This window comes from Limosilactobacillus galli, from assembly GCF_947381495.1.
In the GTDB taxonomy this organism is placed as follows: domain Bacteria; phylum Bacillota; class Bacilli; order Lactobacillales; family Lactobacillaceae; genus Limosilactobacillus; species Limosilactobacillus galli.
This window is the reverse complement of the sequence record NZ_CANCWK010000023.1, coordinates 1-24,195: the sequence shown is the minus strand read 5'-3', so window position 1 is coordinate 24,195 and position 24,195 is coordinate 1. Positions and strand designations below refer to the sequence as shown.

General features: G+C 55.6%; 23 protein-coding genes and 4 pseudogenes. 16 read left to right on the top strand and 11 right to left on the bottom strand.

Features of this window, described 5'->3' with window-relative positions; all coding sequences use genetic code 11:
- Positions 1-138 precede the first annotated feature (138 nt).
- Entirely contained in the window at positions 139-741 is a 603-nt protein-coding gene (locus QOS10_RS05900) for a sugar O-acetyltransferase (protein ID WP_283594400.1), read from the bottom strand.
- A 321-nt stretch (positions 742-1,062) separates the two neighbouring features.
- Between QOS10_RS05900 and tnpA the strand changes: the two genes are divergently transcribed.
- Positions 1,063-1,470, top strand: a complete 408-nt coding sequence (tnpA, locus tag QOS10_RS05895) for an IS200/IS605 family transposase (RefSeq protein WP_283594404.1) — start codon at positions 1,063-1,065, stop codon at positions 1,468-1,470.
- A 146-nt stretch (positions 1,471-1,616) separates the two neighbouring features.
- Here the strand turns inward: tnpA and QOS10_RS05890 are convergent, their stop codons facing one another.
- Positions 1,617-2,258, bottom strand: a complete 642-nt coding sequence (locus QOS10_RS05890) for an NAD(P)H-binding protein (RefSeq protein ID WP_283594398.1) — start codon at positions 2,256-2,258, stop codon at positions 1,617-1,619.
- A gap of 141 nt (positions 2,259-2,399) precedes the next feature.
- Here QOS10_RS05890 and QOS10_RS05885 point away from each other — a divergent pair, with 141 nt between their 5' ends.
- Positions 2,400-3,722, top strand: a complete 1,323-nt coding sequence (locus QOS10_RS05885) for a C1 family peptidase (RefSeq protein ID WP_283594397.1) — start codon at positions 2,400-2,402, stop codon at positions 3,720-3,722.
- A 66-nt stretch (positions 3,723-3,788) separates the two neighbouring features.
- A complete protein-coding gene (locus QOS10_RS05880; RefSeq protein ID WP_283594396.1) occupies positions 3,789-5,324 on the top strand; it encodes a multicopper oxidase family protein in 1,536 nt (511 codons plus the stop codon).
- 1 nt (position 5,325) lies between these two features.
- Here QOS10_RS05880 and QOS10_RS05875 read toward each other — a convergent pair whose 3' ends face one another.
- Positions 5,326-5,907, bottom strand: a complete 582-nt coding sequence (locus QOS10_RS05875) for a TetR/AcrR family transcriptional regulator (RefSeq protein WP_283594394.1) — start codon at positions 5,905-5,907, stop codon at positions 5,326-5,328.
- A 162-nt stretch (positions 5,908-6,069) separates the two neighbouring features.
- Here QOS10_RS05875 and QOS10_RS10270 point away from each other — a divergent pair, with 162 nt between their 5' ends.
- From QOS10_RS10270 to QOS10_RS05860, 4 genes are read left to right on the top strand one after another with little or no spacing between them, the layout of a single operon-like run.
- Positions 6,070-6,297 carry a hypothetical protein gene (locus tag QOS10_RS10270; RefSeq protein WP_326520598.1) on the top strand — a complete coding sequence of 76 codons (228 nt, stop codon included), beginning with the start codon at positions 6,070-6,072 and terminating at the stop codon, positions 6,295-6,297.
- On the top strand, positions 6,255-6,698 hold the full coding sequence (locus QOS10_RS05870; RefSeq protein WP_326520597.1) for a hypothetical protein: 444 nt from the start codon (positions 6,255-6,257) through the stop codon (positions 6,696-6,698). Before QOS10_RS10270 ends, QOS10_RS05870 begins: the two co-directional genes overlap by 43 nt.
- A 3-nt stretch (positions 6,699-6,701) precedes the next feature.
- Complete coding sequence (locus tag QOS10_RS05865) at positions 6,702-7,040, top strand: hypothetical protein (RefSeq protein WP_283594391.1); 339 nt, start codon at positions 6,702-6,704, stop codon at positions 7,038-7,040.
- On the top strand, positions 6,995-7,711 hold the full coding sequence (locus tag QOS10_RS05860; protein WP_283594389.1) for an SIR2 family NAD-dependent protein deacylase: 717 nt from the start codon (positions 6,995-6,997) through the stop codon (positions 7,709-7,711). The genes QOS10_RS05865 and QOS10_RS05860 overlap by 46 nt, the downstream gene beginning before the upstream one ends.
- 27 nt (positions 7,712-7,738) lie before the next feature.
- Here the strand turns inward: QOS10_RS05860 and QOS10_RS05855 are convergent, their stop codons facing one another.
- On the bottom strand, positions 7,739-8,167 hold the full coding sequence (locus QOS10_RS05855; protein ID WP_283594388.1) for an Rrf2 family transcriptional regulator: 429 nt from the start codon (positions 8,165-8,167) through the stop codon (positions 7,739-7,741).
- 115 nt (positions 8,168-8,282) lie between these two features.
- On the opposite strand from QOS10_RS05855, the pseudogene QOS10_RS05850 reads away from it, so the two are divergent.
- Both QOS10_RS05850 and QOS10_RS05845 read left to right on the top strand, forming a co-directional pair.
- A pseudogene (locus tag QOS10_RS05850) lies at positions 8,283-8,563 on the top strand (hypothetical protein); the annotation flags it as partial.
- A pseudogene (locus tag QOS10_RS05845) lies at positions 8,556-9,256 on the top strand (transporter substrate-binding domain-containing protein); the annotation flags it as partial. The pseudogenes QOS10_RS05850 and QOS10_RS05845, both read left to right, overlap by 8 nt.
- A gap of 81 nt (positions 9,257-9,337) precedes the next feature.
- Here the strand turns inward: QOS10_RS05845 and QOS10_RS10345 are convergent.
- A pseudogene (locus QOS10_RS10345) lies at positions 9,338-9,667 on the bottom strand (alpha/beta hydrolase); the annotation flags it as partial.
- Positions 9,668-10,071: 404 nt separating this feature from the next.
- On the opposite strand from QOS10_RS10345, the gene QOS10_RS05830 reads away from it, so the two are divergent.
- From QOS10_RS05830 to QOS10_RS05815, 4 genes are all read left to right on the top strand, one after another.
- Positions 10,072-10,971, top strand: coding sequence for a LysR family transcriptional regulator (locus QOS10_RS05830; protein ID WP_283594382.1), 900 nt, complete (start codon positions 10,072-10,074; stop codon positions 10,969-10,971).
- Positions 10,972-11,034: 63 nt separating this feature from the next.
- Positions 11,035-11,433: an iron-sulfur cluster biosynthesis family protein gene (locus tag QOS10_RS05825; RefSeq protein WP_283594381.1), complete on the top strand. Its 399-nt coding sequence runs from the start codon at positions 11,035-11,037 to the stop codon at positions 11,431-11,433.
- A gap of 75 nt (positions 11,434-11,508) precedes the next feature.
- On the top strand, positions 11,509-12,210 hold the full coding sequence (locus tag QOS10_RS05820) for a dihydrofolate reductase family protein (protein ID WP_283594380.1): 702 nt from the start codon (positions 11,509-11,511) through the stop codon (positions 12,208-12,210).
- Between the two features lie 87 nt (positions 12,211-12,297).
- Positions 12,298-12,540 carry a cytochrome b5 domain-containing protein gene (locus QOS10_RS05815; RefSeq protein WP_283594379.1) on the top strand — a complete coding sequence of 81 codons (243 nt, stop codon included), beginning with the start codon at positions 12,298-12,300 and terminating at the stop codon, positions 12,538-12,540.
- Positions 12,541-12,599: 59 nt separating this feature from the next.
- Here QOS10_RS05815 and QOS10_RS05810 read toward each other — a convergent pair whose 3' ends face one another.
- The 6 genes and pseudogenes from QOS10_RS05810 to QOS10_RS05785 all read right to left on the bottom strand — a co-directional run bounded on the left by QOS10_RS05810 (position 12,600) and on the right by QOS10_RS05785 (position 21,104).
- A complete protein-coding gene (locus QOS10_RS05810) occupies positions 12,600-13,865 on the bottom strand; it encodes an MFS transporter (RefSeq protein ID WP_283594377.1) in 1,266 nt (421 codons plus the stop codon).
- Positions 13,866-13,870: 5 nt separating this feature from the next.
- Positions 13,871-15,304, bottom strand: a complete 1,434-nt coding sequence (locus QOS10_RS05805; RefSeq protein WP_283594376.1) for a glycoside hydrolase family 32 protein — start codon at positions 15,302-15,304, stop codon at positions 13,871-13,873.
- 179 nt (positions 15,305-15,483) lie between these two features.
- Positions 15,484-16,620, bottom strand: coding sequence for a 5-methyltetrahydropteroyltriglutamate--homocysteine S-methyltransferase (locus QOS10_RS05800; protein WP_283594375.1), 1,137 nt, complete (start codon positions 16,618-16,620; stop codon positions 15,484-15,486).
- Positions 16,621-17,052: 432 nt separating this feature from the next.
- Positions 17,053-18,285, bottom strand: a pseudogene (locus tag QOS10_RS05795) (C69 family dipeptidase); the annotation flags it as partial.
- Between the two features lie 112 nt (positions 18,286-18,397).
- Positions 18,398-19,762 (bottom strand): APC family permease, encoded by a 1,365-nt coding sequence (locus QOS10_RS05790; protein ID WP_283594373.1) that lies wholly within the window; start codon positions 19,760-19,762, stop codon positions 18,398-18,400.
- Positions 19,763-19,775: 13 nt separating this feature from the next.
- Complete coding sequence (locus QOS10_RS05785; protein ID WP_283594372.1) at positions 19,776-21,104, bottom strand: APC family permease; 1,329 nt, start codon at positions 21,102-21,104, stop codon at positions 19,776-19,778.
- A gap of 172 nt (positions 21,105-21,276) precedes the next feature.
- Here QOS10_RS05785 and QOS10_RS05780 point away from each other — a divergent pair, with 172 nt between their 5' ends.
- The 3 genes from QOS10_RS05780 to QOS10_RS05770 are packed head-to-tail and all read left to right on the top strand — an operon-like array spanning position 21,277 to position 24,058.
- Entirely contained in the window at positions 21,277-22,572 is a 1,296-nt protein-coding gene (locus QOS10_RS05780) for an alkaline phosphatase family protein (protein ID WP_408621583.1), read from the top strand.
- A 9-nt stretch (positions 22,573-22,581) separates the two neighbouring features.
- Positions 22,582-23,766 (top strand): MFS transporter, encoded by a 1,185-nt coding sequence (locus tag QOS10_RS05775; protein ID WP_283594370.1) that lies wholly within the window; start codon positions 22,582-22,584, stop codon positions 23,764-23,766.
- On the top strand, positions 23,753-24,058 hold the full coding sequence (locus QOS10_RS05770; RefSeq protein ID WP_283594368.1) for an MGMT family protein: 306 nt from the start codon (positions 23,753-23,755) through the stop codon (positions 24,056-24,058). The genes QOS10_RS05775 and QOS10_RS05770 overlap by 14 nt, the downstream gene beginning before the upstream one ends.
- The last annotated feature ends 137 nt before the right edge of the window (positions 24,059-24,195 follow it).

The following is a 24,195-nucleotide window of genomic DNA, read 5'->3' as shown; positions in this document are numbered from 1 at the left end:
CGCCCTAACGGGCGCTAAAGGGGCCTATCCATCCCATGACTAAAGTCACGGGATTTCCGGCCAAACATCATTAAAAAAGAAAAGTTATCAGTGCAATAATCACCAATGTTTGCACTGATAGCTTTATTAAATTTGGCATTACGAGAGTAACTTAGGATCAATCTGCATCTGACCATGGTAGTACTTACGGTCATGATCGCCGATGTGCCGGATGACCTTGGCGGGCACTCCGACGGCCACCACATTAGCAGGAAGGTCCTTGGTGACGACGGCCCCGGCCCCAACGACGGTGTTATCACCGATTGTGACTCCAGGAACGACGATCACTCCGGCCCCAAGCCAGCAGTTTTTCCCGATGTAGATCGGCAAGTTAAATTGGTACCCCTTCTCACGTAGTTCCGGCATAACCGGGTGACCGGCGGAGGCCAGGGTGACGTTAGGTCCGATCATGGTGTGGTCGCCGATATAAATGTAGGTGTCATCAACTACGGTTAGGTTGAAGTTAGCGTAAACGTGGTCACCGAGCATTACGTGCTTCCCACCAAAGTTGGCGTGGAACGGTGGCTCGAAATAGCAACCCGTGCCAACCTTGCCCAGCATCTCTTTCATCAGTCGTTGCCGTTTGGCGTCCTCGGTCGGTAAGGTTTGGTTGTATTCGTACATTTTCAACTGTGCTTGTTTCTGTACCTGCAGAATTTTCGGGTCATCGGGGTTGTAAATTTGTTGATCATGAAGTCCCATCTTGAGATTCTCCCTTCGTTACTGTTAAGGATTATTGTAACCGATTTCATGATTACAATGTCAAGCGGACACAAAAAAGACGGCCATGGCCGCCTTTTTTATTAGTGCCTTTAGGCCTGGTTGAGTACGCGAGCGAAGCGAGTGTGCGAAACAAAAAACCACCTGCTTTGCGGGTGGGCGACAAATATTATATAAATAAAAACCTCTTTTACCTTAAAATATAGGTGTTCAAGCCAAAATTAATAAGGGAAAAGAGGTTATTTAAATATGGCTAATAAGTTAAATAGTTTAGCCCATACAAAGTAGCTATGTAAGTACCACATCGTATTCATTCCAAAGTATAGACGGAAAATAATTTATAATCAATATCGACGAGATTTACAAGATTACATTAGGCTGTTATGTCAATATAAAGGTGTAAAGATCATTGAAGGGCATATTATGATGCCGGATCACGTACATCTGTTGTTAAGCATTCCACCAAAGTTGAGCGTATCGCAATTTATGGGATATTTGAAAGGGAAAAGCTCATTGATGATGTTTGATCACCACGCTAACTTAAAATATAAGTTCGGCAATCGACATTTTTGGGCAGAAGGCTATTACGTTAGTACAGTAGGCTTGAATGAGTCCACAATTCGGAAGTACATTCGAGATCAAGAAAAACATGACCAGGTAGTAGATAAACTAACAACGGTTGAGTATTCCGACCCTTTTAAGGGTAGGTGAAGTAATAACAACACTGCTTAAAGCAGTAGTGAAATAGTCAGAGCATTTTGGCTTGGACGAAGGAAAAGCCAGCGCCTTGAGACGCTGGCTTATCTTTGCGGCTTATAGCCGCTGTGCAAACCACCCGTTTTACGGGTGGTTATGATTTACAATGCTTTGATTGCATCCTTAATAGGAGTGTCACCGGTGCGCATCATGATGACTTTGCCGATGGTGTTGTCGGCATTCAGAACATTTGCCAGGACTTGGGCAACGTCAGGAATTGGGTTAGTGGTTTCATCACCTGGGCCAAAGTTGACCTTCCCAGTACCCGCTTCCTCAGTCAGGACCGCGGGCTGGATAATCGTGTAATCCAGGTCGGTGCTCTTAATCAGGTAGTTATCAGCGAAGAACTTAGCAATGTTGTAGTCGGTGATGCTAGCCAGGGCCGGGTAGTCCGCCCACTTCTCTGGTTCCAGGGCGTACATCGAACTCAACATGATGTAGCGTTTGATCCCAGCCCGGCTGGCGGCCTGCATGGTCTTGACCGCACCCATGGCATCGGTCTGGAGGAGGTCCTTGCCCCGGGATCCGGCCACGAAGTAAACGGCGTTGCTACCGGCCATCAGACTGGCAATCTTCGCAACGTCCCCGTGCAGGTCGAGGGCGACCGGGGTAACCCCGTTTAGCTTGACGATCTTATCAGGATGGCGGGCACCAGCTACCACCTCATTACCGGCAGCGACAAGATCCTTGATCAGCTCGGTTGCGACTCGGCCAGAACCGCCGACAATAAATACTTTACTCATTTGAAATTCCTCCCTCATTTTAACTTACCAATGATAAGCAAGAAAGAAAAAGTACTTTTGCCGACGCAATTTCGTAAAGTGAGTTATGATTGATAGTGTAATAGTCATGATAACGGATTTTTATCAAAGAAGGGATATTCGATGACAGAAGAACGCCACTTAACAGATAAGATGGTTGAACAGTATCAAAAGGAATTCCATTCCCGGCGGGACGCGGACGTGATCGCCCGGGCCATCCAGAAGAACGGGATCAAGAACGCCAGTGAGGATCCGGCGGCGAGCCAACGCCTCCACCGGGCCTTCTCCTACGAGATCAAGACGGGGAAGCCATCCAACCAGCGGCACAGTGGGCGTTGCTGGTCATTCGCGACCCTGAACACGCTTCGGCACAAGTTTGCAACGAAGTACAACTTCAAGGACTTCGAGCTCTCCCAGAACTACCTGTTCTTCTGGGACCGGATCGAACGGGCAAATATGTACTTTCAAAAGATCATTGAGACGGCCAAGAAGCCGCTCCACGACCGGACCGTGGACTTCTACCTCAGCTTTGCCCTGAACGATGGTGGACAGTGGGCCAACGCCGCTTCCATCATTGAGAAATACGGGGTAGTGCCAGAATACGTCATGCCCGACACCCACAACACCAAGGACACCAGCGACGTGGCCGAGGTCATGAACTACCTGATGCGTAAGGATGCATTGGAACTGCGGCGAATGGTCAACGACGGTGTCGATGAGGACGAACTCAGCAAGGCCCAGGAGCGGATGATGGCCGACGTCTACAAGGTCGCCGCTTACTCCTTCGGTGAACCGCCGACGAAGTTTGACCTGGAATACCGGGATGACGACAAGAAATTCCACCAGGTCCTGGGCCTGACCCCACTGAAGTTTTACCGGGAGTACTTCGATACCAACCTGAATGACTACGTTGTCGTTACGAACGCTCCAGACCACAAGTACAACAAGGTCTACGCAATGCCAACCCAGGATAGTGTTGTCGGGGGGATTCCAATCAAGTTCGTCAACGTCCCATTCAAGTACCTGCAGGAAGCAGCCATGAAGCAGCTCAAGGCCGGTGAGACCGTTTGGGTCGGCAACGATGTCTTGCAGCAGATGGACCGGAAGCGGGGTCTGATGGATGCCAAGCTCTTCCGGCGGGCCGAATTGCTCGACGTGGACTTTGTGATGGACAAGAAGGACCGGCTGGAATCTAAGCAGGCCATGGTTTCCCATGCCATGACCCTGACTGGCTTTGACCTGGTCAACGACGAACCAACCCGCTGGAAGATCGAGAACAGCTGGGGCAAGGACAACGGTGACAATGGTTACTTTGTCATGACCGAAGACTGGTTCAAGGAATACACCTACGAAGCCGTAATCAACAAGAAGTACCTCGATGACGATCTCAAGAAGCTGGCCGCATCCAAGGCGGTTGAACTGACGGCATGGGATTCATTGCAATAAATTAACCAAGGCGGTGCCGGGGCAATTTTTTGGTGCGGCCTTTATTTATTTGAAGGAGGAAGCGTAATGGCAGAAGAAGTTATCAATAACTACTTTTATGATGAGGCGGCCTACGATTATCACGACGCCGGCTACGTCCCGCTGGAGGAACCGCAGACCAAGCAGCGGCCGTTGAATATTCCGGACCTATTGAAGCCGGATAAGGAGACGGCTACGGATATGTACTACACGATCGTGGCACAGACGGGGGAGGTTCAACTCCTGCCGGGTAAGAAGACTAAGACCTGGGGCTACAATGGCCCACTGCTGGGCAAGACGGTGGTCTTCAAGCTGGGTAAGACCATCCACGTTCACCTGGTCAACCACCTGCCAGAGGTCACGACTTTCCACTGGCACGGACTCGCCATCCCCGGACCGATTGAGGACGGCGGCTGCCACGCCCCGGTCTACCCGGGTGAGAGTCGGGATGTCACCTTCAAGATCAACCAGCCCGCAGCCTTCGTATGGCTCCACGCCCACCCGTGTCCGTCAACCGGGGAGCAGGTCTGGCATGGTCTAGCCGGCGGTGCCATCGTCCAGGACGAGCACGAGGCTGCTCTACCCCTGCCACGGAACTACGGGGTTGATGATATTCCGATCATCCTGCAAGACCGGCGTTTCCACGAGGATAACCAGTGGGACTACCGCGCCGACTACGATCCGGACGGGGTCGCGGGGCCGACACCGATGATCAACGGGACGATCAACCCCTACTTTGACGTCACGACCCAGAAGGTCCGCCTACGCTTCCTCGACGGGGCCAACCGGCGGGAGTTCCGGCTTCACTTCAGCGATGACCTGGAGTTTACCCAGATTGCCGGGGACTTGAGCCTGCTGCCGCACCCGGTCAAGATGACGAAGCTCTTGATCACCTGCGCCGAACGGCAGGAGATTGTGGTGGACTTCGGCAAGTACCAGCCCGGTGATGTAGTTACCCTGTATTCCGACGATGTCCCACTGGTCCGCTTCCGCATTCACGAGTTCCAGCCGGACCACACCACGATTCCCCAGGACCTATTTGAAACTCCTGATCCAGCGGCGGACCCGGACCTGCCGGTGCACCACGTCACCTTGGACGGGATGGACGAGGCCGTGGCGATGAACGGGAAGAAGTTCAAGATGGATCGGATTGACTACAAGATGCCACTGCACAAGGTTCAGATCTGGGACATCGAGAACACCAACCCGGCGCCGGGGATGATTCACCCCTATCACATGCACGGGACCGCGTTTGAGGTCATTTCCCGCAACGGTCACGCCCCGTATCCGAATGAGCTCGGCCTGAAGGACACTGTGGCGGTCAACCCTGGCGAGCATGTCCGGATCAAGGTCTGGTTCAACGTGGTCGGTGTCTTCATGTACCACTGCCACATCATTGAGCACGAGGACGGCGGGATGATGGCCCAGCTGCAGGTCGTTGACCCGGCTGATCCCAACAAGAAGTACCACCTGATGGACCACATGACCCTGATGAAGGCCTTCGCTGAGGAGCGGCACGTCCCGCTGGACCAGCTCTGGCTCGGCGGCATGGATTCCTACAAGAAGATGGGGATGGAGATGTAGCCTAGTGCCGAAGTGACTCGTAGCCGCCCATGGTGAACGCATTGAGGAGCTGCACCTGGTGGTACCACTCGTCGTTCTTCTGAAAGTGGTTAGCCCGGTTGACCGCAAAGGAGCCGTGCAGGATGTAGAGGAAGAGGGTCTCGGCATCCCGGGTGGAGAGTCCGGTCTTCCGCTGGATCGACGGGACGACCTTGTTGCGTTCGTGGGCCATGATGCGGCCGACAATGTATTCGCTGAGGTCCGGGTCGAGGAGCAGCTTCCGGTACTTGCTGGAGCTGCCGACCCGCTGGCAGGCCGGGATCAGCGACTCGTTCTTCTTCAGGTAGTCGATGCTCAGGTCCTGGCTGTCATCTGAAAAATGGCTTTTGGGGATGGCCAGCAGGGCGTCATCGAGCACCGCGTTCAGGACGTCGGTGATGGAGTCGAAGTGCAGGTAGAAGGTCGACCGGCTCAGGTCCGCCGTCCGGCACAGCCTGGTGACGGTGATCTGGGAGTAGGGCAGCTTCTGGATCAGCTCTAAGAAGCAGTCCTTGATCAGGTTGATGGTGTAGGTGGTTCGCCGGTCCGTCTTTCTGGTTTGCAAACTATTAGTTGACAAAAAATCACGACACTTTCTGAAATTTGTTGAGAAGTGGACAACTTTCCAGTTGTGTACTTCTCTTTTTTTATGCTTTGCACTACCCTGATTTTACAAAGTTCACAACACATCGTCCATAAATGTGCACAGTGTTTAGGAGGAAGAAAAATGACCGAGATTCAAGAAGCCCAACAATTGTTGCGGACAGCTGATGCGGTGCTCATCAGTGCCAGCAACGGCCTATCCATCAGCGAGGGTTATAACATTTTCGCCAACAATGCGGCCTTCAAGTGCTACTTCGGTGACTTCACCCGCCAATACGGGATTACCAGCATCCTTCAGGGGTCCAAGCAATGTTGCCGGCGCCGGCCCACCAACGGTTTATCCGCCAGCTGAAGCAACTACTGGCCGACAAGGATTACTTCGTGGTGACCTCTAATGCTGACCAGCACTTTCAGCAAAACGGCTTTGCTCCCCAGAAAATCTGGGAGGTCGAGGGCGACTTTTTCAACCTGAAGATGCAGAGCCCCGAGTGGGAGGCTCAGCAGCAGGCCTGCCAGGACTTCATCCGCAAGTGTGCCGACCGACAGCTCGTCCAGTTGGAACTCGGCATCGGGGCTAACAACCAGCTGATCAAGGCGCCGCTGATGCAGATGGTGGAGGCCCACCCGCACTGGCGCTACATTACACTGAACCTGCCGCAGGAGATCAATGTCCGCCCAGCGATCAAGGACCAGACGGTGGCCCTGGCTGGTGACCTGACGCAGACCCTAGCCCAACTAGTAAAGGAAAATTAAGAGATGGCGCAATCACTATATGAACAACTCGTTATCCAAACTCAGATGAACTATTCCCAGTACTATGGCGTCTATGCCAACGGGGGCACCCCGGTCAAGCTGACGGATAAGAAGCCGCTGCCCTATGAACAGCAGATCGAGACGTTTGCCGACCGGGTTAAGCTGGCGGACCACGTGATCGTCGGCGGGGCCTCGGGACTGTCGGCAGCCGGTGGTGGAGATTTCTACTATGCGGCCACCCCGCCCTATAAAAAGGCGTTCCGCCGCTTCTATGACCCAAGGGGGCGTTTGCCGGCATGGGCTACCGGTGGAGCAGTCGCGGGGAGTTCTGGGGCTATTTAGCTACCTTCCTGCACACGACCCTGCACGCGCCCGTTCGAGAACCGTACAAGGACCTGCGGGCAATCCTGCGCGATAAGGATTACTTCATCCTGACAACGAACCAGGACACCCAGGCGATCAAGGTTTTCCCTGAGGAGAAGGTGGCCCAGATTCAGGGCGACCACCGCTTCTTCCAGTGCAGCCAGCAGTGCACGGATGCGGTCTGGGACGCTACCAAGAAGATCGATGAGCTGTATGATTACCTGGAGGAGCACGACACGATCGTCATCCCGGACGAGATGATCCCCCGCTGTCCGCACTGCGGAGCCGAAGCCTTCCCGTGGGTCCCGGGTTACGGGAACTTCCTGGAGGGGAGCCGTTACCAGGAGCAGTACCAGAAGATCTCCGATGACATTGAGAAACACCTTCATGATAAGCACGTCCTGTTCCTGGAACTGGGTGTCGGCCGGATGACGCCGATGTTCATCCAGGAACCGTTCTGGGCCCTGACGAACAACCTGCCGGGGGCCTTCGACGTGATGGTCAACCGGAACTACCAGTTCCTCCCCGCGCAGATTGAGGACAAGGGCGTGGCAATCAAGGGTGACCTGGCCCGGGTCTTGAAAGACGTGCGCGCGCAGCTGGGGTGCTGCACAAGGACATTTGACCCGCATAAGGAAAAACAAAAATAACACCATGAGGCGCTGTGCTTCATGGTGTTATTTTGCTTGGTTATGTACCTGAATCTTGTGAACAACGTCGGCGAGGGTGATCGCCCGCATCCGCTGAAAGGCTGCTGATTGAATTTCCTGGTAGTAGTCGGTGAGGACCGGCTGGATGGCCCCACCAACCTGGCCCTGCTGGTTGGTCGCCGGATCCACGTGCAAGAGGGCGTGGTCCATCTGCAGGGCTTGGTAGATGTCCAGTAGGGAGATCGTTGCGGGACCCTTGGCCAAAGCGGGTTGGGCCCGGCCAGTCTGGGTGACCAGCAGTCCCGCCTGGCGCAGATCGGCCATCAGTTTCCGCACTGCACTGGGGTTGGCCTCAATACTATTGGCAATCGCCTTGCTCGACCGGTCTCCATCACGGTAAACAACCAGGTAGGCGAGCAGGTGAATGGCATCACTGAATTTGTAAGAATATCTCATAATGATTTTATTTTAGCCAGTTATCTAGGGCGAAACAAGCTCTTTTTAGCTGCTAGCGGCCGTGTTCCACGTGAAACGCGCGTTATAATAAATGGCGGATGGAAGATGATATTTAATGATCAAACACAAGAATGAAGAGAAGGTATACTCAAAGGACGTTGTATTGGTCATGGCGGCCTCCTTCTTCTTCATGTTCAGCAATATGTACTGCACTTGATCAACGGGTACGCGCAGGAACTCGGCGCCAGCAGTGCCTTTGCCGGGGTGATTGTCGGGATGATGAGCTTCTACGGGATCATGAATGCCCTGGCGATGGCCTTTGTGCCGGCGGTCTCGATTAACCTTTACCGGGCGATTGGCTACCGGGAGGCGATCATCATCTCGGTACTTTCGGCGCCGCAATGGGCAGCTGGTCGGTTATGATGTTGACCTGTCACAGGCCGTCTGCAAGGTTCTCGGGATTAAGGCATATTTTCAATCAATCGACTGGTCAATGAAGAAGACGGAGCTGAAGAACGGAACCATCGACTGCATCTGGAATGGCTACACGGCCACTCCTTCCCGGCGCAAGCGGATCGCCTTCAGCCGGGTCTATGAGCTTTCCGGTCAATCACTGGTTGTCCGGAAAGACAGTGGGATCAACAAGATGGCCGATATGAAGGGGGAAAACGCTCGGGGTCCAGGAGATCTCGACGGCCCAGACCGACCTCAACAAGTATCCACGGGTGCTGAAGGACATCATCAAGAACAAGAAGCCGATCCTCTACCAGGACAATTCCGATGCCTTTATGGACCTGCAGGCGGGCCGGACACAGGGGACTTTCGGGGACGGTCTACGCCGGCTACTACGCCACTCACCTCGCACACAACAACAATTACAAGCTGATCACCGCCACCCAATACCCTGCTGACCGGGTTGCTATTGGGATACGGAAGGGGGATACCACCCTGGTCAAGAAGGTCAACTATGCCCTGGGAGTCTTGCAAAAGGATGGCACCCTGCGGCGAATCAACAAGAAGTGGCTCGGGATTAACAGCAACTACCTTGGGCCAACCAGTGAGTTTGCTAAGTCGAATCGGCAGCGGTAAGCAAGGGTTAATGTGATACTAAAAAGCCATCATTTACAGCTTTCTGCAAATGATGGCTTATTCTTTGAAATTAATTACTGATTATTTCCGCCACAGGAAGTTGATCAGTTCCCGGTTGACCTGGGAATTGTTATGGAGCGTGCTGTGCTGGGCATTGGCTCCCTTGATCTCCACTTCCCGGTAAGACTTGGCGCAGCCGCTGACCAGGTATTTCAGCGACTTGGCGGAGTTGACGGGGACGTCACCATCGGAGTGGGAGCCGTCCTCCTTGTCACCGTAGATGTTCAGCACCCGGGTGTTGGTCGGGAAGGTGCTGCGCAGTTTCAGCAATGGCTTGTACGTGGCGTCTTGCCGTTGGGGCTCGCCAGTCTTGGCGTTGACCGGGCTCTCGGCCGTCTTCTGGCCGACCAGGACATCGTCGGTCAGGTAGATGCCGCCGAGGTCGGTGAAGGTGACGCCGCTGTTAATGAAGACGCGCTTACCGATGTGAATATTGCGGCCGAAGTCGGAGTAAAAGGGGAGCCGAATCTCCACGGACGGATCTAGTGTCTGCTGGGTCAGTTGGGCGACCGCCGCCCGGATAGCGGCTGGGGAGTGGACGCCGGTGTTGAGCTCCTGGAGCAGGGCCTGGTTGTGCTCGATGATTTCGTTCATGCTGGCGACCTGCTCGGGCTTGAGGTTTTTGCTTGTTGTCATGGTGAAGCCTCCTTCGATATATATTTGTTGATTTTATTGTAATAAGCTAGAATTAAAATGTGAAATACCTTATATCAAATGTAAATCTATATCAAAAAGTTATATAAGGAGGAAGGACAATGAATATCCGGGTACTGCGTTATTTTATCGAAATCGTCCGGGAGGGGAACATCTCCAGTGCGGCTCACCGGCTCCATATCTCCCAGCCGGCCCTGTCGCGGCAGATCATGGAACTGGAGACGACCCTCGGGGTGACCCTGTTTGAGCGGGGCCACCGCCAGATCAAGCTGACCCAGGAGGGCTACTACCTGTATGAACGAGCCCAGGAGATCACGGCCCTGGTGGATAAGACCACCTACCATCTTCAGTCCAATTCGGTGGTCAGCGGGACGCTAGATATCGGCGCCGGTGAGAGCAGTGCCCTGATGCCGCTGATGGATGTCCTGGCCCAGATCCTGCGCTACTACCCTGAAGTGCGCGTCAACCTGACGAGTGGGGATTCAACGGCGATCCGCCAGCAGGTTGGCCAGGGGAGCCTAGAGTTTGGCGTGGTGATGGGCCACGAAAACCTGCTGAACTATAATTCCCTTACCCTGCCCGCTCAGAACCGGTGGGGGATCCTGATGCGCAGGACCGAGCCCCTGGCAGCCAAGCCGGTCATCACCCCCGGTGACCTGCTGGGGCTGTCACTATTGACGTCGGTCCAATCGCGGGTTCAGGACACCTTCCGCGACTGGGCCGGTGACCTGATCAACCAGTATAACTTTGTCGGCAACTACAACCTGCTCTACAACGCCGAGCTGCTGGTTAAGGCCGGGGCCGGGATGGCGCTGGCCTACGATGGGATCGCCAATCTCTATGACCAGGACCTGGTTTTTCGGCCACTGGCCCCCGCCCTTACCGACGCTAACATTCTGATCTGGAATAAGGACCACCAGCTGCCGAACGTAGCCCAGCTCTTCCTCAAGCTGCTGCGGGAGCGGATCGCCGCGAACGGTGAAGGTGGCCGAGCAGATTAGTTGGCTTTTTGCCAAAAGCGCGTAGACTGAAGATATTGATAGCTAACGAGGAGGCTACGATTTATGAAGCATTTAACCTTTACCGATGACGCCAAGAAGCGGATTGCCAAGTACCTGAGTCCCGACAAGACGATTGTCCTGGACTTTGACGATGGGGTCGGCCCGTTCTCCGCCATCGGCAACTGCAACCTGGACGCCAACTACCGGCTGATCTTTGTCAAGAAGGGCATGGACCTGCATGACTTCGATGAGAAGGTCGAATCGAACATCGGTGACATCTACATCAAGAGCGAGCCGTACGCCAACATCCAGTTTGAGAACCAGATGGAGGTGCGGTTCAACCCGAAGTACTTCACCCTGCCGATGATGAGCCCGACCAAGGGGATCCTGACGGAGAATCTGGAAATCGTTGACCTCACGGAACCCGTCTCAACTGAATATAGCGGTACCCACGATTGTTGATGATGAGGGCGTGACAAGACCTGGTTTTGCCACGCCCCTTTCTGTTTTAAAATGGGGTCAAAGGAGGAATGCGTGATGGAACGTGCGAAGGTAATTGTGCACATGTATGAGTCGATCGATGGCAAGATTGATGGTGACTGGGATGGCCTCCCGGGGGACAAGGCCTCTGGCGACTACTACGACGATCTCCTCTTCAAGATCAGTAACACCAACGCCAACGGCAGCAACACGATTGTGATGTACGCGGCGCCGGGACACCCGGACCTCAGCCAATATGATCCGACGGGGATCGACTACCAGGACTGGGTACCGGCGGACATCAGTTCGGCTACCTGGGACGTCAGCTTCGACCGGCGCGGTCGGGCCGGCTGGGAGAAGAATTACTTTGACTATGCCGGCAAGAAGAGCCGGGCGATCGAGGTGGTCACCAAACTCGCCAGCCGGCGCTACCTGGCCTTCCTGCGGGCCATGCAGATTCCGTACCTGGTCTGCGGTGACGCGGAGATTGACTTTGCCCAGGCGTTAGTCAAATTGCAGCAGTACTTCGGCATTAAGAAGGTGGCCCTGAGTGGCGGTGCCCTGATTAACGGTGCCTTTCTGAAGGCCGGCCTGGTCGACGAGATCTCCCTGGTGATCGCCCCTTACATCGGTGGCGACACCAGTAAGAAAGGAACCTTCGACACCCGACAGGTCTTCGTCAACCAGCGCTTCAAAGTTGTTAAGACGGAGCTGCTGGGTGATGGCGGAATCCACCTGCTTTTCGCCAAGGATGATTAATAAGTTTTGCTTAATTATTCGGTGCCCTGCTAGACACCAATACCAGGTTCGTGGTATGTTTTAATCAACAAATCTAAGGAGGTCACCATGATGGATGATAAGGTAATGACGAGGGATGAATTGGCAAGGTATAATGGCCAAGCTGGCCAACCAGCCTACGTAGCGGTTGAAGGCGTGATCTATGACGTCTCCGCTAATCCGGCCTGGCAGGGTGGCTGTCACCATGGAAACCTGGCCGGTCAAGACCTGACCGACGTTATACTTAAAAAGTCACCGCATGGTAAACGGGTGCTGAAGGGACTGCCGGTTGTCGGCAGGCTTGCTGAATAGGACAAAAAAACGGCTGCGAACATTTTCCGCAGCCGTTTTGGCTTTTAAAGCATGTAGTTTTAGTTCAGCGGTTGACCATTGACGTCCACGTTATCCTTCTTCAGGATGAAGGTGGCGTAGATCCCGGAGATCAGCGTGATCCCGGAGATAACCAGGAAGGTGTGGCTGTAACCGATGTGGTCACGCAGGTCCCCCAGGGGTGTTGAGAAGATGATCTGACCGACCTGGGCAGCGATCTGGTAACCAACCATGTAGAGGGTGGCTGAAACCTTGGTGTCAAAGTGCAGGGTGAAGTAACGGAAGAGGCCGAGGGCGAAGCAGGCCGTCTCCGGAGCGTGCAGCAGCTTGATGCAGGAAACGCCGAGCGGGTTCGTGACCAGGCCACAACCTCCGATCCGGACAACCATGATGGTGATCCCGACCAGCAGGGTCTTGCGGACCCCGATCTTCTTCATCAGCCATGGGACACAGGCCATCATGATCGCTTCCAGGAAGACTTCCACGGAGTTCAGGACCCCGTACATCTGTTGACCAAGGGCCTTGGTGGCAAAGAATTGGGTGAAGAACTGGGGGAACATCTGCTGGTCAAAGACCGTGTAGAAGGTCCAGGAGAAGATGATGTAGATGATGATCTGCCAGAGGGCCTTCATCTTGAAGACCCCGAAGATTTCCTTCAGGGAAGCCGTGGAGCTCTCCTTGGCAGTCTCAACCTTGTTCTCGTAGAGGTCGATCATCTTCGGGTTCTTTTCGGGGTGGACGAAGACGAGCAGGAGGAAGAGGACCAGGGCGATGGCTGACGAGAGCCAGAAGACCAGGTTAGGGTTGATGGTGAAGAGAAAGCCGGCGAGCAGGGCGGAAACCGCGTACCCGAAGGAACCCCATGACCGGGCCTGACCATATTCAAACTTGTAGCGCCGACTGATCCGCTCCGTGACGGCCTCAAAGGTTGGTGAGGCGGCCAGGAAGGCGAACGACAGGTAGAGGGAACCCAGAAAGGTCCCGAGGTAGAAGTTGCTGTGGAGCAGCGGGGCGTAGAGCCAGGTGAAGAATGGGCCGAGCAGCATTTCCATGACGGCACAGAAGATCAGCAGGTAACGCTTTAATCCGAGCCGGTCCTGAATGGCCCCGTAGACAAACATCAGGACCAGGGTGATAGCGGAGTTGAAGGAGTAGATCGTCCCCACCTGTTCACCGGAGAAGTGCAGGGTGTTGGTCAGCCAGATTTGGAAGAATGACCACCAGATTCCCCAGGCGGTGAAGAAGAGGAGGATGTTTAACGAATCGAACCGGTAAAAGGGGTTCTTGAATAAGCTGTACTTTTTCATGTCAATTATCCTTTCATGTCAAGTGTGTAAGCTTTAGCGGCGATGGCAGCGGGCTGGCTGGCGGCAACCGTGGCCGTCACCGGCTGCTGGTCGTTGTAGTAGCGTTCGGTGAAGGTCGCGGCGCCGTCGTTGATGAAAATCTCAACGGAACTGGTGTCCACGAAGATCCGGGCCCGGAGCTGATGAACGTGGCCGATCGTGGCGTAGCGGTCGCTGGCCTGGCCGTGCTGGTGAACCGTAACCTCACTGGTTGCCTGGTCGTACTTGAGGGCGATTAGGAGTTGGTCATTGTTGGCGAGTTGCCAGCTGACCTGGCTGTCGTAATCGTTAGGCAGGTCGAAGGTCAGGTCCCATTCGGTGTGCTGCGGATCAGCTACCGGCAGTTGGTGGGGAGAATGAATAATTGCTGAGGTGTTAAGAGCCTCACCAACGCGGAGCTTGGCTGTTTCCTGAGCGGGGATGGCGCCCAACCGGTTGCCGTGCATGACGAGCTCCCGCGGCAGGGTCAGCGCCCCGGCCCAACCATCGGCCTGTTCCGGCAGCGGATTGTCAAAGGAGCTGAACCAGCCGAACTGGATCCGGCGACCATCCGGTGTCAGGAAGGACTGGGGAGCGTAGAAGTTATGTCCGTAATCCAACAGGTGGAGGCCGTAGTGGGCGAAGCGGGCCTGGTCATAGTCCAGCCGGCCCACAAAGTAGGCGGCCTGACTCAGGTTGAGGAAACGGTGCCGCTGGGGCTGGATCCCCATCGGTGAGCAGGCCAGGATGTCCTGGCCGTTGAGCCGGAAGAGGTCCGGACACTCCCACATTGACCCCTCGAGTTCGATGCTCTGCGACGCGGTGATTGGCCCGCAGTACTGCCACTGCAGGAGGTCACTGGACCGGTAGAGCAGGATCCGGGCGCGGCTGTTTGCCTGTTCTCGGCTGCCGACAACCAGGTAGTACTGGTCATCGTGCTCCCAGACCTTGGGATCCCGGAAGTCCTGGCTATTATCAGCTGGGGCCTCAATCACCGGGTTTCCCGCGTACTTGGTGAAGTGGACCCCGTCGTCGCTGTAGGCCACGTTCTGGTTCTCCCAGAAGTGATCCTGGTCGCCGTCATCGTAGTAGTGGTGACCGGTGTAAATCAGGTACAGGCGGTTATTCTTGACGATGGCCGAACCGGAGAAGCAACCGCCGGAATCCTCGGGATCACCGGGAACCAGGGCGACTGGCAGGTTTTCCCAGTGAACGAGGTCCTTGCTGCGGACGTGCCCCCAGTGCATCGGCCCCCATTCGGCGGAATAGGGGTGGAACTGGTAGAAGACGTGGTAGTAGCCCTTGAAGAAGCAGAGGCCATTAGGATCGTTTAGCCAGCCCGCCGGTGTCTGGATATGGAAGTGTTCGCGATAACGGGTGTTTGTGACTTTTATCACCCGAGACTCATCAACTTTCTGCAATACAACCGACTCCTTTCGTTCTTTGGAAACGTTTACGGTGAAGATTGTAAGTGCTTTTAATAAATTTGTCAATCGTTTATCAAAATAAATGTTAAACGATTAGCAAAGAAATCGGCAAAAATAGGCCATGACCCGCGTGGGACGGTGTCATGGCCTATTGGTTTATATTTGCGATTGCTTTAGCCCCAAACTTCCTGGGCGACCTCCTTTACCAGGGCAACCTTCGCCCACTGCTGGTCTTCCGTTAAGATGTTCCCTTCCTCGGTTGAGGCAAAACCACATTGGGGACTCAGGCAGAAGCGGTCGATCGGGTGGAACTTGGCGGCCTCATGAATCCGGTTGATGATAGTTTGCTTGTCCTCCAAGTCGCCGTTCTTGGAGGTTACCAGGCCGAGGACCACGTATTTTTCATCCGGAACCTTGGCGAGGGGTTCAAAGCCGCCGGCGCGGTCGGAATCATATTCAAGGTAGAAGGCCTTGACGTTTTCCTGGGCGAAGAGGGTGTCGGCAACCGGACCATAGCCACCAGCTGCGGCCCAGGTGGAGTGATAGTTGCCCCGGCAGACGTGGGTGTTGATGGTGAGGTCGTCTGGCAGGTCAGCGATGGCGGCGTTGTTCACCTTAAGGAAGCGTTCCTGCAGGGCGACCAGCTGGGAGGTGTCGGCGTTGGGGTCCTTCTTCTTGAGGTTGGCGAAGTTGTTGACGGAGATGCCCCATGTGCAGTCATCGAGCTGGAGGGTTCGACAGCCCGCGGCGTAAAGGTCTAGAATGACCTGGTGGTAGGCCACAGCGACATCATGGTCGAAGTCGGCCACATTGGGATAGATTTCCTTGAGGTTGTCTTGATTTTCGGGCCGGAGGAATTCCTCCAGGAACTGGGCTGGGGCCGGAATCGTCTGCTTGACCTGGGTGCCGTCGCTGACGTGGTCCCGGACAAACTCGAAGGCCTTGACGAACGGGTGGTTTTCACCACTGATCTTGCCGGTCAGCTGGGCGGAATCTTTCCGGGTTTCCTCGTCGTGGAAGAAGTAGCCATGCTTGAGGGTGACGCGCTTGACACCCTGGAGACCCCAGAAGAAGTCGAGGTGCCAGTAGCTGCGGCGGAACTCGCCATCGGTCACGGCCTTGAGCTCCGCGGCCTCCTCCTTATGAATCAGGTCAATGATCAGGCGGTCCTCAACAGCAGTGAGCTCGGCCCGGCTGATCTGGTCGGCCGCAAACTTCTGCCGCGCGTCCTTCAGTTCTTGGGGACGCAGGAACGAACCAACAACATCGTAGCGAAATGGGGAAACAGTCCGTGGTGTAAATTCAGTCATAAAACATCGATCCTTTCTTTGTTGACGGTGAGCTCAAGTACCGGAAGCAAATAAAAAAGTCCCTAGGAAAAGCATTAGTGCTTTTCCTAGGGACGTCGTTTTCAAAGGTTGAAATTAACGTGTTACCACCCTAATTTGATTGGACCTCACAGCCCAATCCTCAATAGGTACACCCATGCGGGTAAACCCAGGCGTTGTATCGGTCGCCACTCGTGACCGGCTTACCAACGACTCACCGATCGTCTTTGCTCCAAGACCATCTTCGTGGGGTTAGGGGACACCGGTTCTCATCCACCCGGCTCTCTGTGGTTCCTGCTGCCCATTACTCATCTTTTCTCAGCAATTTATAATTCTTGTTGGCATTATGTTAGAACTTTCTAATTTTAAAGTCAACCCTTTATTTTTATAAATTGCTGGCTACTGGTGGCTCGATTAGAGGTTGGGATCCATCTTGAAGGTCAGCTTGGAGAATTCAGTTCCCTGGGTCATCAGGTCGAAGAGGAGCCGCTTGGTCTTCTTGTTATAGTGCTTGGCAATCTTGTGGTTCTGACCCGTCAGGTAGGTGGTCAGCTTGGCGCCGCTCAACTGGTCGCCCTTGGCGTCGACCGTCGCGATCTTCCGCCAGGCCCACTCGTTGAGGCCCTTCTGGAAGGCTTCGTCCTGGTCGTAGAACTCGCTGTAGTGACTCTCGACGACCATGGCGAGGGCCTCGTTCAGCCAGTAGGCGTTCTTGAGCTTCATCTTGGCCGGGAACTTCCGGTAGGAGACGTCGGTGTCGTCGGCGTTGGCGAAGAACGGCGTGTAGGCGCAGAAGGACGGCAGACCGAATTCGCCCCATTGGATGGCCGCTTGTTCCGGCTTGACGTTGTTGCGCATCTGCAGGATGTGAGACTGGGCTGTCCGGGAAAGGGCAATCGGCCGGTAGACCTTCTTGTCGTGCTCGCTGCCATCACCCAGCGGATCGTACTTGGTCTCGTTGAAGTGGGACTTGAGCAGGTACTGGATATCCTCAACCGCAATCTTGCGTTCGGGCTTGCGGATGAATGGCATGTCGGGTGATTCGGGAGTCTGGTCGGCCGCGGCGACGGGACTCAGGTAGCGCTGGGCGAACCAAACCCGAGGGGTGTTGTAGTGGTGGTCCAGCTTGGTATTGGTACCGAAGATGTGGCGGAAGTTCCATTGGTCATTGTTCGGGTTAAGCTGGTGGGCATCGACAAACTCCCGGATACCTTCAGACCACATGTAGTTGTCCGGATCGTTGAAGTCGATCTGCTCGATGGCGATTTGGTTGGTCGCGACGGCATAGCAGTCGTCGGGAATCCGGACAGCAACCCAGTGGTGACCGGTGGCAATTTCCATGTACCAGACCTCATCCTGGTCGTTGAACTGGACCCCGTTGCGCTCGGCGGAACCGTACTCAGCTACCAGCTTGTCCAGGCGTTCAACCCCTTCCCGGGCGGAGTGGATATACGGCAGCACCAGGTTGGTCATTGAGTCTTCGGCCAGGCCATTCTTGACGAAGGGGTCGTAGGCGAGGACCCGGTCGTTGGCGTAGACGCTCTCAGTGGCACTTTCTCCAACGTTGGCGGCGTTGAAGCCGTCCTCCTCGTTGGGGCCGGCACTCTGGTCTACTGATGGGGTAGATGTGTAGCGCATTCCATTCTCGGTCACACCTGGTTCTCCAGTCGGCAAAGCCAGGCCTGTATACCAAAATGGGCCGACGCTACGAAAAGAGGAATGAAACAGCCAGACGCTGTTTCATTCCTAATTGATTAGTTTATTCCTCTGGTGTGAAGTTAAACTCGTCGGCGTGGCGGAGCGAGTAGGTGAAGTAGATGAGCAGGCCCACCGCGATCCAGGCGAGGTAGGTTAGCCAGGCCGTCAGGGAGATGCTGACGAGGAGGACGATGCAGATGATGATCGACAGGATCGGGATCGTCTTGCCAAATGGCACCTTGAACGGCCGCTTCAGCTCTGGGTACCGGTAGCGCAAGATGATCACGACCAGCGAGATCAGTGCGAAGACCATCAGGGAACCGATGTTGGCGATCAGGGCCAGGTAGTGGAGGTCGAACTCACCCGCCAAGATGGCCGAGAGGATCCCGACCAGCCAGATGGCCCGGTTCGGACTGTGGGTCTTGGTGTTGAGCTGGGCCAGGTTTTGCGGCAGAAAGGCACTCCGGCTCATGGACTTCAGAATATTGGAGCCGGCGTAAATAAAGGCGAAGACCACCGCCATGATTCCCAGGACGGCCCCCAGTGAAACGACCTCGGCGACGAAAGAGTGGCCCTTGACGATCAGCACGTAGGACATGGCTTCGGAAACGTTCAGCTTGGTGTAGGAGACGACCCCGGTCATCACCAGGCTGACCAGGACGTAGAGGGTGGTGGAAATCACCAGACACAGAATTATTGCCCGGGGAATATTCTTCTCGACATTCTTGGCATCCTCAGCGGAAGTGGCGAGGGCGTCAAAACCGAGGAAGGAGAAGAAGACGGCGGACGCCCCGGTGAAGATCCCCTTGACCCCGTACGGCAGGAAGGGGTGCCAGTTGCTTGGCCGGACGTGCTGGACGCTGACGACGATGAAGAGGAGGATGATGAAGATCTTGACCCCGACCAGGAAGTTGTTGATCAGCTTACTCTCGCTGGTCCCCCGGGTGAGGATGATGGTCATCAGGAGGATCATCAAGACGGCCGGCAGGTTGACGTAGCCCCCAGCGGACGGGTTCATCAGGAACTGGTGCGGCAGCTTGACGCCCAGAACTTCCAGAAACGATTGGACGTAACCGGTCCACCCGTTGGCCACGGTGGCGGTGGTGGTGATGTAGACCCCGATCAGGGTCCAGCCGGCCAGGAAGGCGACGAACTTGCCGATGCCGACCCAGGTGTAGAAGAAGGCACTGCCGGAGTTGGGCAGGCTGGTGGTCAGTTCGGAGTAGCAGAGTCCGATCAGACCACTGGCGAGGGCGGCGATGAGGAAGGAGAAGACGATCGCCGGTCCCGAGTCCTCGGCGGCAACGATCCCAGTCAGGACCAAAATCCCGGTTCCGATGATGGCGCCGATGCCAAGAATGGCCAGGTCGAAGAGGCCGAGGGTCTTCTCGTGTTCAGTTTTCTTAAGCTGCGGATTGTTTTTCATATAAAAGCTCCTTTTATTTTAACGTAATCCGGTGACGCGCTTTTTGGTAACGGTAGACGGGAATCCCCGCAGCCGTTACCAGGATCCCAATTATGGTGATCATTGGTTGGGTAATGGCGGTGGTCAAAACGATGAAGGCCCCGCCGGCCAGGGCGATGATCGGCACGATCGGGTAGCCGGGAACGCGGTACGGCCGTTCCAGCTCCGGCGCTCTCTTGCGGAGGATGAACACCGCGGCAAAGCAAAGCATGTAGAAGAACCAGATGACGACAACCAGCATGTTGGTGATGGTGTCGAAGGTCCCGGACAGGATCATGAGCAGGGCGACGACGAATTGCAGGCTACCACCGAGCCACGGCACCCCGCCCCGGTTGAGGGATCGAAAGCCCCGGCTAAATGGGAGGTAACCGAGGTAGCCCATCACGTAGGGAACCCGGATTCCGGTCATCACGAAGCCGTTGAGGGCCCCGTATACCGAGACCATGATCCCAATGGTGATGATCTTGCCGCCCAGGGGACCGAAGACGATGTGGGCAACCTGCGAAGAGATGTTCAGGTTGTTGGCGACCGTTGCCAGCGGGGCCACGTACAGGAAGGCCAGACTGATCAGCAGGTAGACGACGGTGACCAGGCTGAGACCGAAGAAGATGGCCCGTGGCAGGTCCTTCTTAGGGTGTTTCAGTTCTCCCGCCATCGTGCCGACGTGGATCCAGCCGTCGTAGGCAAACATAGTTGCCAATAGCCCGCTGCCCAGAGCGGTCCAGAAGTGCTGGTGGGGACCAGGCGCTACGGGAAAGAGGCGGAACTGGGGGTCGCCAGGGTGGACGAACCCCAGCACGACGATGGCGATGATCGGCAGCAGTTTCACGACCAGGGCGATTGAGGAGACCATTCCGCCGGCCTTGGCGCTGATGAAGTTGACCATGAGGACCAGCAGGGTGATGACGATGGCCACCACGGGCAGCCAGGATGATTTGAGGCCGAAGAGGTCGACAAACTGGGTGGCAAAGGCAATCGCGGCCGCGGCCCATTGCGCGGGGAAGTAGATCAGGGACTGGGCCCAGCCGGCCAAAAATCCCCAGAAACTCCCGTAGGCCTTGCCAACATAGATGGTCAGGCCCCCGGTCTGCGGGTAGGCTGCCGCGAGTTCGGCCGCGGTGAGGCCGGCGCAGATGGTGATGATCCCCGCCAGCAGCCAGGTAAAGGTGGCCATGCTGACGGTCCCGGTGGCCTTAGTGACGGCCGGGACCTTGAAGAAGATTCCCGAACCGATGACCGTTCCGGTGACGGTCGAGAGGGTCGCAAAAAAACCGAGCGACCGGGTCGGTTGCGTTTCTGCCAATGTTCTCACACTCCTTGCATATTCTTTCGCCAATATTGGACAAATTGTATAAAGTAACCCTTTTATTATAGTTATTCTTTTGCCAAAATAATAGTAAAATTGTGAAAACTCAGTAACGGCGAGTGTTAGAATTGTTAATAGTCGTTACTGATAATAATTGAAAGTGGATGAAATGATATCTAGAAATAAATTAGTTGTTGTCTCCCTTGATTCAATGGGCTTCCGGGACCTCGACGAACTCTGCTACCTGGTGCCCCACATCAGCCAATTGATGAAGAAGGGGACGTGGGTCAAGCGAGTGCGGGGGATCTTTCCGACACTGACCTACCCATCACACACCTCGATCATCACAGGCCAGTACCCGGCGGTCCATGGGGTGGTCAACAATACTAAGCTCCAGCCCCGGCGCCTCTCGCCCGACTGGTACTGGTACCGCAAGGATGTTCAGGCGACCCCACTGTATGACGTTGCCCACGATGCGGGATTGACGACGGCGGCCTTCCTCTGGCCGGTGACTGCGGGAAGCAAGATCGACTATAACCTGGCCGAGATCTTTCCCAACCGGATCTGGACCAACCAGGTTTTTGTCTCTCTGAAGGCCAGCTCACCGCTCTTCCTGCTGCAGATGAACCACCGCTATGGCCACCTTCGTCACGGGATCAAGCAGCCCTGGCTGGATGACTTCATCACGGCCTGCGCAGTCGATACCTTGAAGAACAAGCAACCCGACCTGACGCTGATTCACCTGGTAGATATGGATAGTATGCGTCACCGCTATGGTGTTCAGTCTGCCCAGGCCCAGCACGCCCTCCAGCGGCTGGACCGGCGGGTGGCCCGGATCGTCCAGGCCACCAAGGATGCCGGAACCTATGATCAGACTAACTTCGTTTTCCTCGGTGATCACTACCAGATCAACGTGCAGAAGATGATCCACCTCAACATGCTTTTTGCCCGGCATGGCTGGCTGACCCCGCAGCCCGGCAAGACGACCTACCGGAACAACTGGCAAGTCACGGCGAAAACCTGTGATGGCGAGACCTACGTCTACACCCGGGGAAACGTCGATCGCGGCCAGCTCAAGCAGCTGATTGCCGGCGTCGAGGGGGTTGAACGCATCTATGACGGTGCCGAGGCAGTCAAGCTGGGCGCCGATCCTAAGTGTACCTTCCTGGTGGAGGCCAAAGCTGGCTACTACTTCACCGATGAGGTCAACCGGCCGGCGGTAGTTGAGGATGTGGACCCCGACTCATTGGGAACTCATGACCGCTACCAGGGGGTTCATGGCTACGGGCCGGACAAACCCGGCTACTTCACCACGGCAGTCTTTGCCGGTCCGGACGTCAATCAAGGGGCCACGGTAGATAGTGCCCACCTGGTTGACGAGGGGCCAACCTTCGCCCAACTGCTGGGACTGCACTACCCAGCCCCGACTGCCGGTCAGCCGATCGCTGGTGTCATTAGGAAGTGAGGTGGGGTCGTGCGAATCAATAAACAACAATGGCAGTGGATCTTCTATGACTGGGCCAACTCCGGCTACGGGATCTTGGTCGTGACGGCGGTCTTGCCTGTATACTTCAAGGCCGTTGCCCAGCAGGCGGGGGTCAGTGCCGCCGATTCAACGGCCTACTGGGGATACGCCAACAGTTTCGGCACCCTGGTGGTTTCGCTGTTGGCTCCGCTATTGGGCGTCCTGGCCGATTACCCGAATGCCAAGCGGCGGTGGCTGCTCTTCATGTACGTATTGAGCATCATCGGCTACTCCGGCGGGAACCTCTTCTACGATAGCTTCCTGACCGACGTGGCTCCGAATGGCCAGATGGACCTGGTCTCCTCGACTGGGTACGGGATGGGCTACCTCGGCGGGTTCATCGCCTTCATCGTCTTCCTGGGAGCCCAATTGACGCACGGCTTCAATGACCTGCTGTCAGCCTACGGGATCGCCAAGTTCAGCTTCGTGATCGCGGCGGTCTGGTGGGTGATCTTCGGCTGGCCGCTGCTCGCCCATGGTCAGCAGCACTACAGCGTCGTCGCCGTGCGTCACCCGTTGCGGGATAGCTTCCGCCGGCTGAACCAGACCTTCCGCCATATCCGCCATTACCGGCAGATCACCTGGTTCTTGGTGGTCTACTTCTTCTACATCGACGGGGTCGACACCATCTTCACGATGGCAACCGCAATCGGTAAGGACATGGGGGTCGAGACGACGATGCTGATGATGGTGCTCCTGGTGGTTCAGCTGATCGCCTTCCCGTTCTCCCTGTTTTACGGCTGGTTGGCGAGAAGGACCTCTAACCGGGCCGCCATCCTGGTGGGGATCATCGTCTACGTGATCATTTGCCTTGATGCCCTGCGCCTGACTACGCTGACTGACTTCTGGATCCTGGCAATTCTAGTCGGCACCAGTCAGGGCGGACTGCAGGCATTGAGTCGTTCCTACTTCGGCCAGCTGATTCCGAAAGACTCCAGCAGCGAGTTCTTTGGCTTTTACAACATTCTCGGTAAGTTCTCCGCAATCATGGGACCGGTGATTGTCGGTCTGGTGACTCAGTGGACCGAGAAGTCGACGATCGGGGCGGCCTCACTCAGCGTCCTCTTTACCATCGGTTTGGTAATCTTCCTGCTCTTACCGCGCTTGGGAGGGGATGCTGATGACCAAGATTGACGAAGATTTTATGCATGATGTATTAAACATTGTCGACCTTATTCCCCTCGGGCGGGTTGCCACGTATGGCCAAATTGCTCGAATGATCGGCCGGCCCCGTAACGCCCGCCTGGTAGGGAAGGCCCTCGGCAAACCCGGCTACGGCAAGCACCTGTACCACCGGGTCGTAACCGCCACCGGCCGGCTGGTTCCCGGTTGGGTTGACCAGGGCCCGATGCTGGCGGTCGAGGGCATCCCCTTCAAGGATGCCAACCACGTTGATATTCGGCGTTGTCAGTGGCCTGGCATATAAAATTCAAAAACGGACCTGGATGCTTTTTATCCAGGTCCGTTTTACGTTAGGTCCTAAAGCGGCTCTTTGTCAATCGGTAAGGATGAAGAGATTTTTGAGAACTAGACTAAGCCACTTTGGCTTTTGGTCTAGTTCTC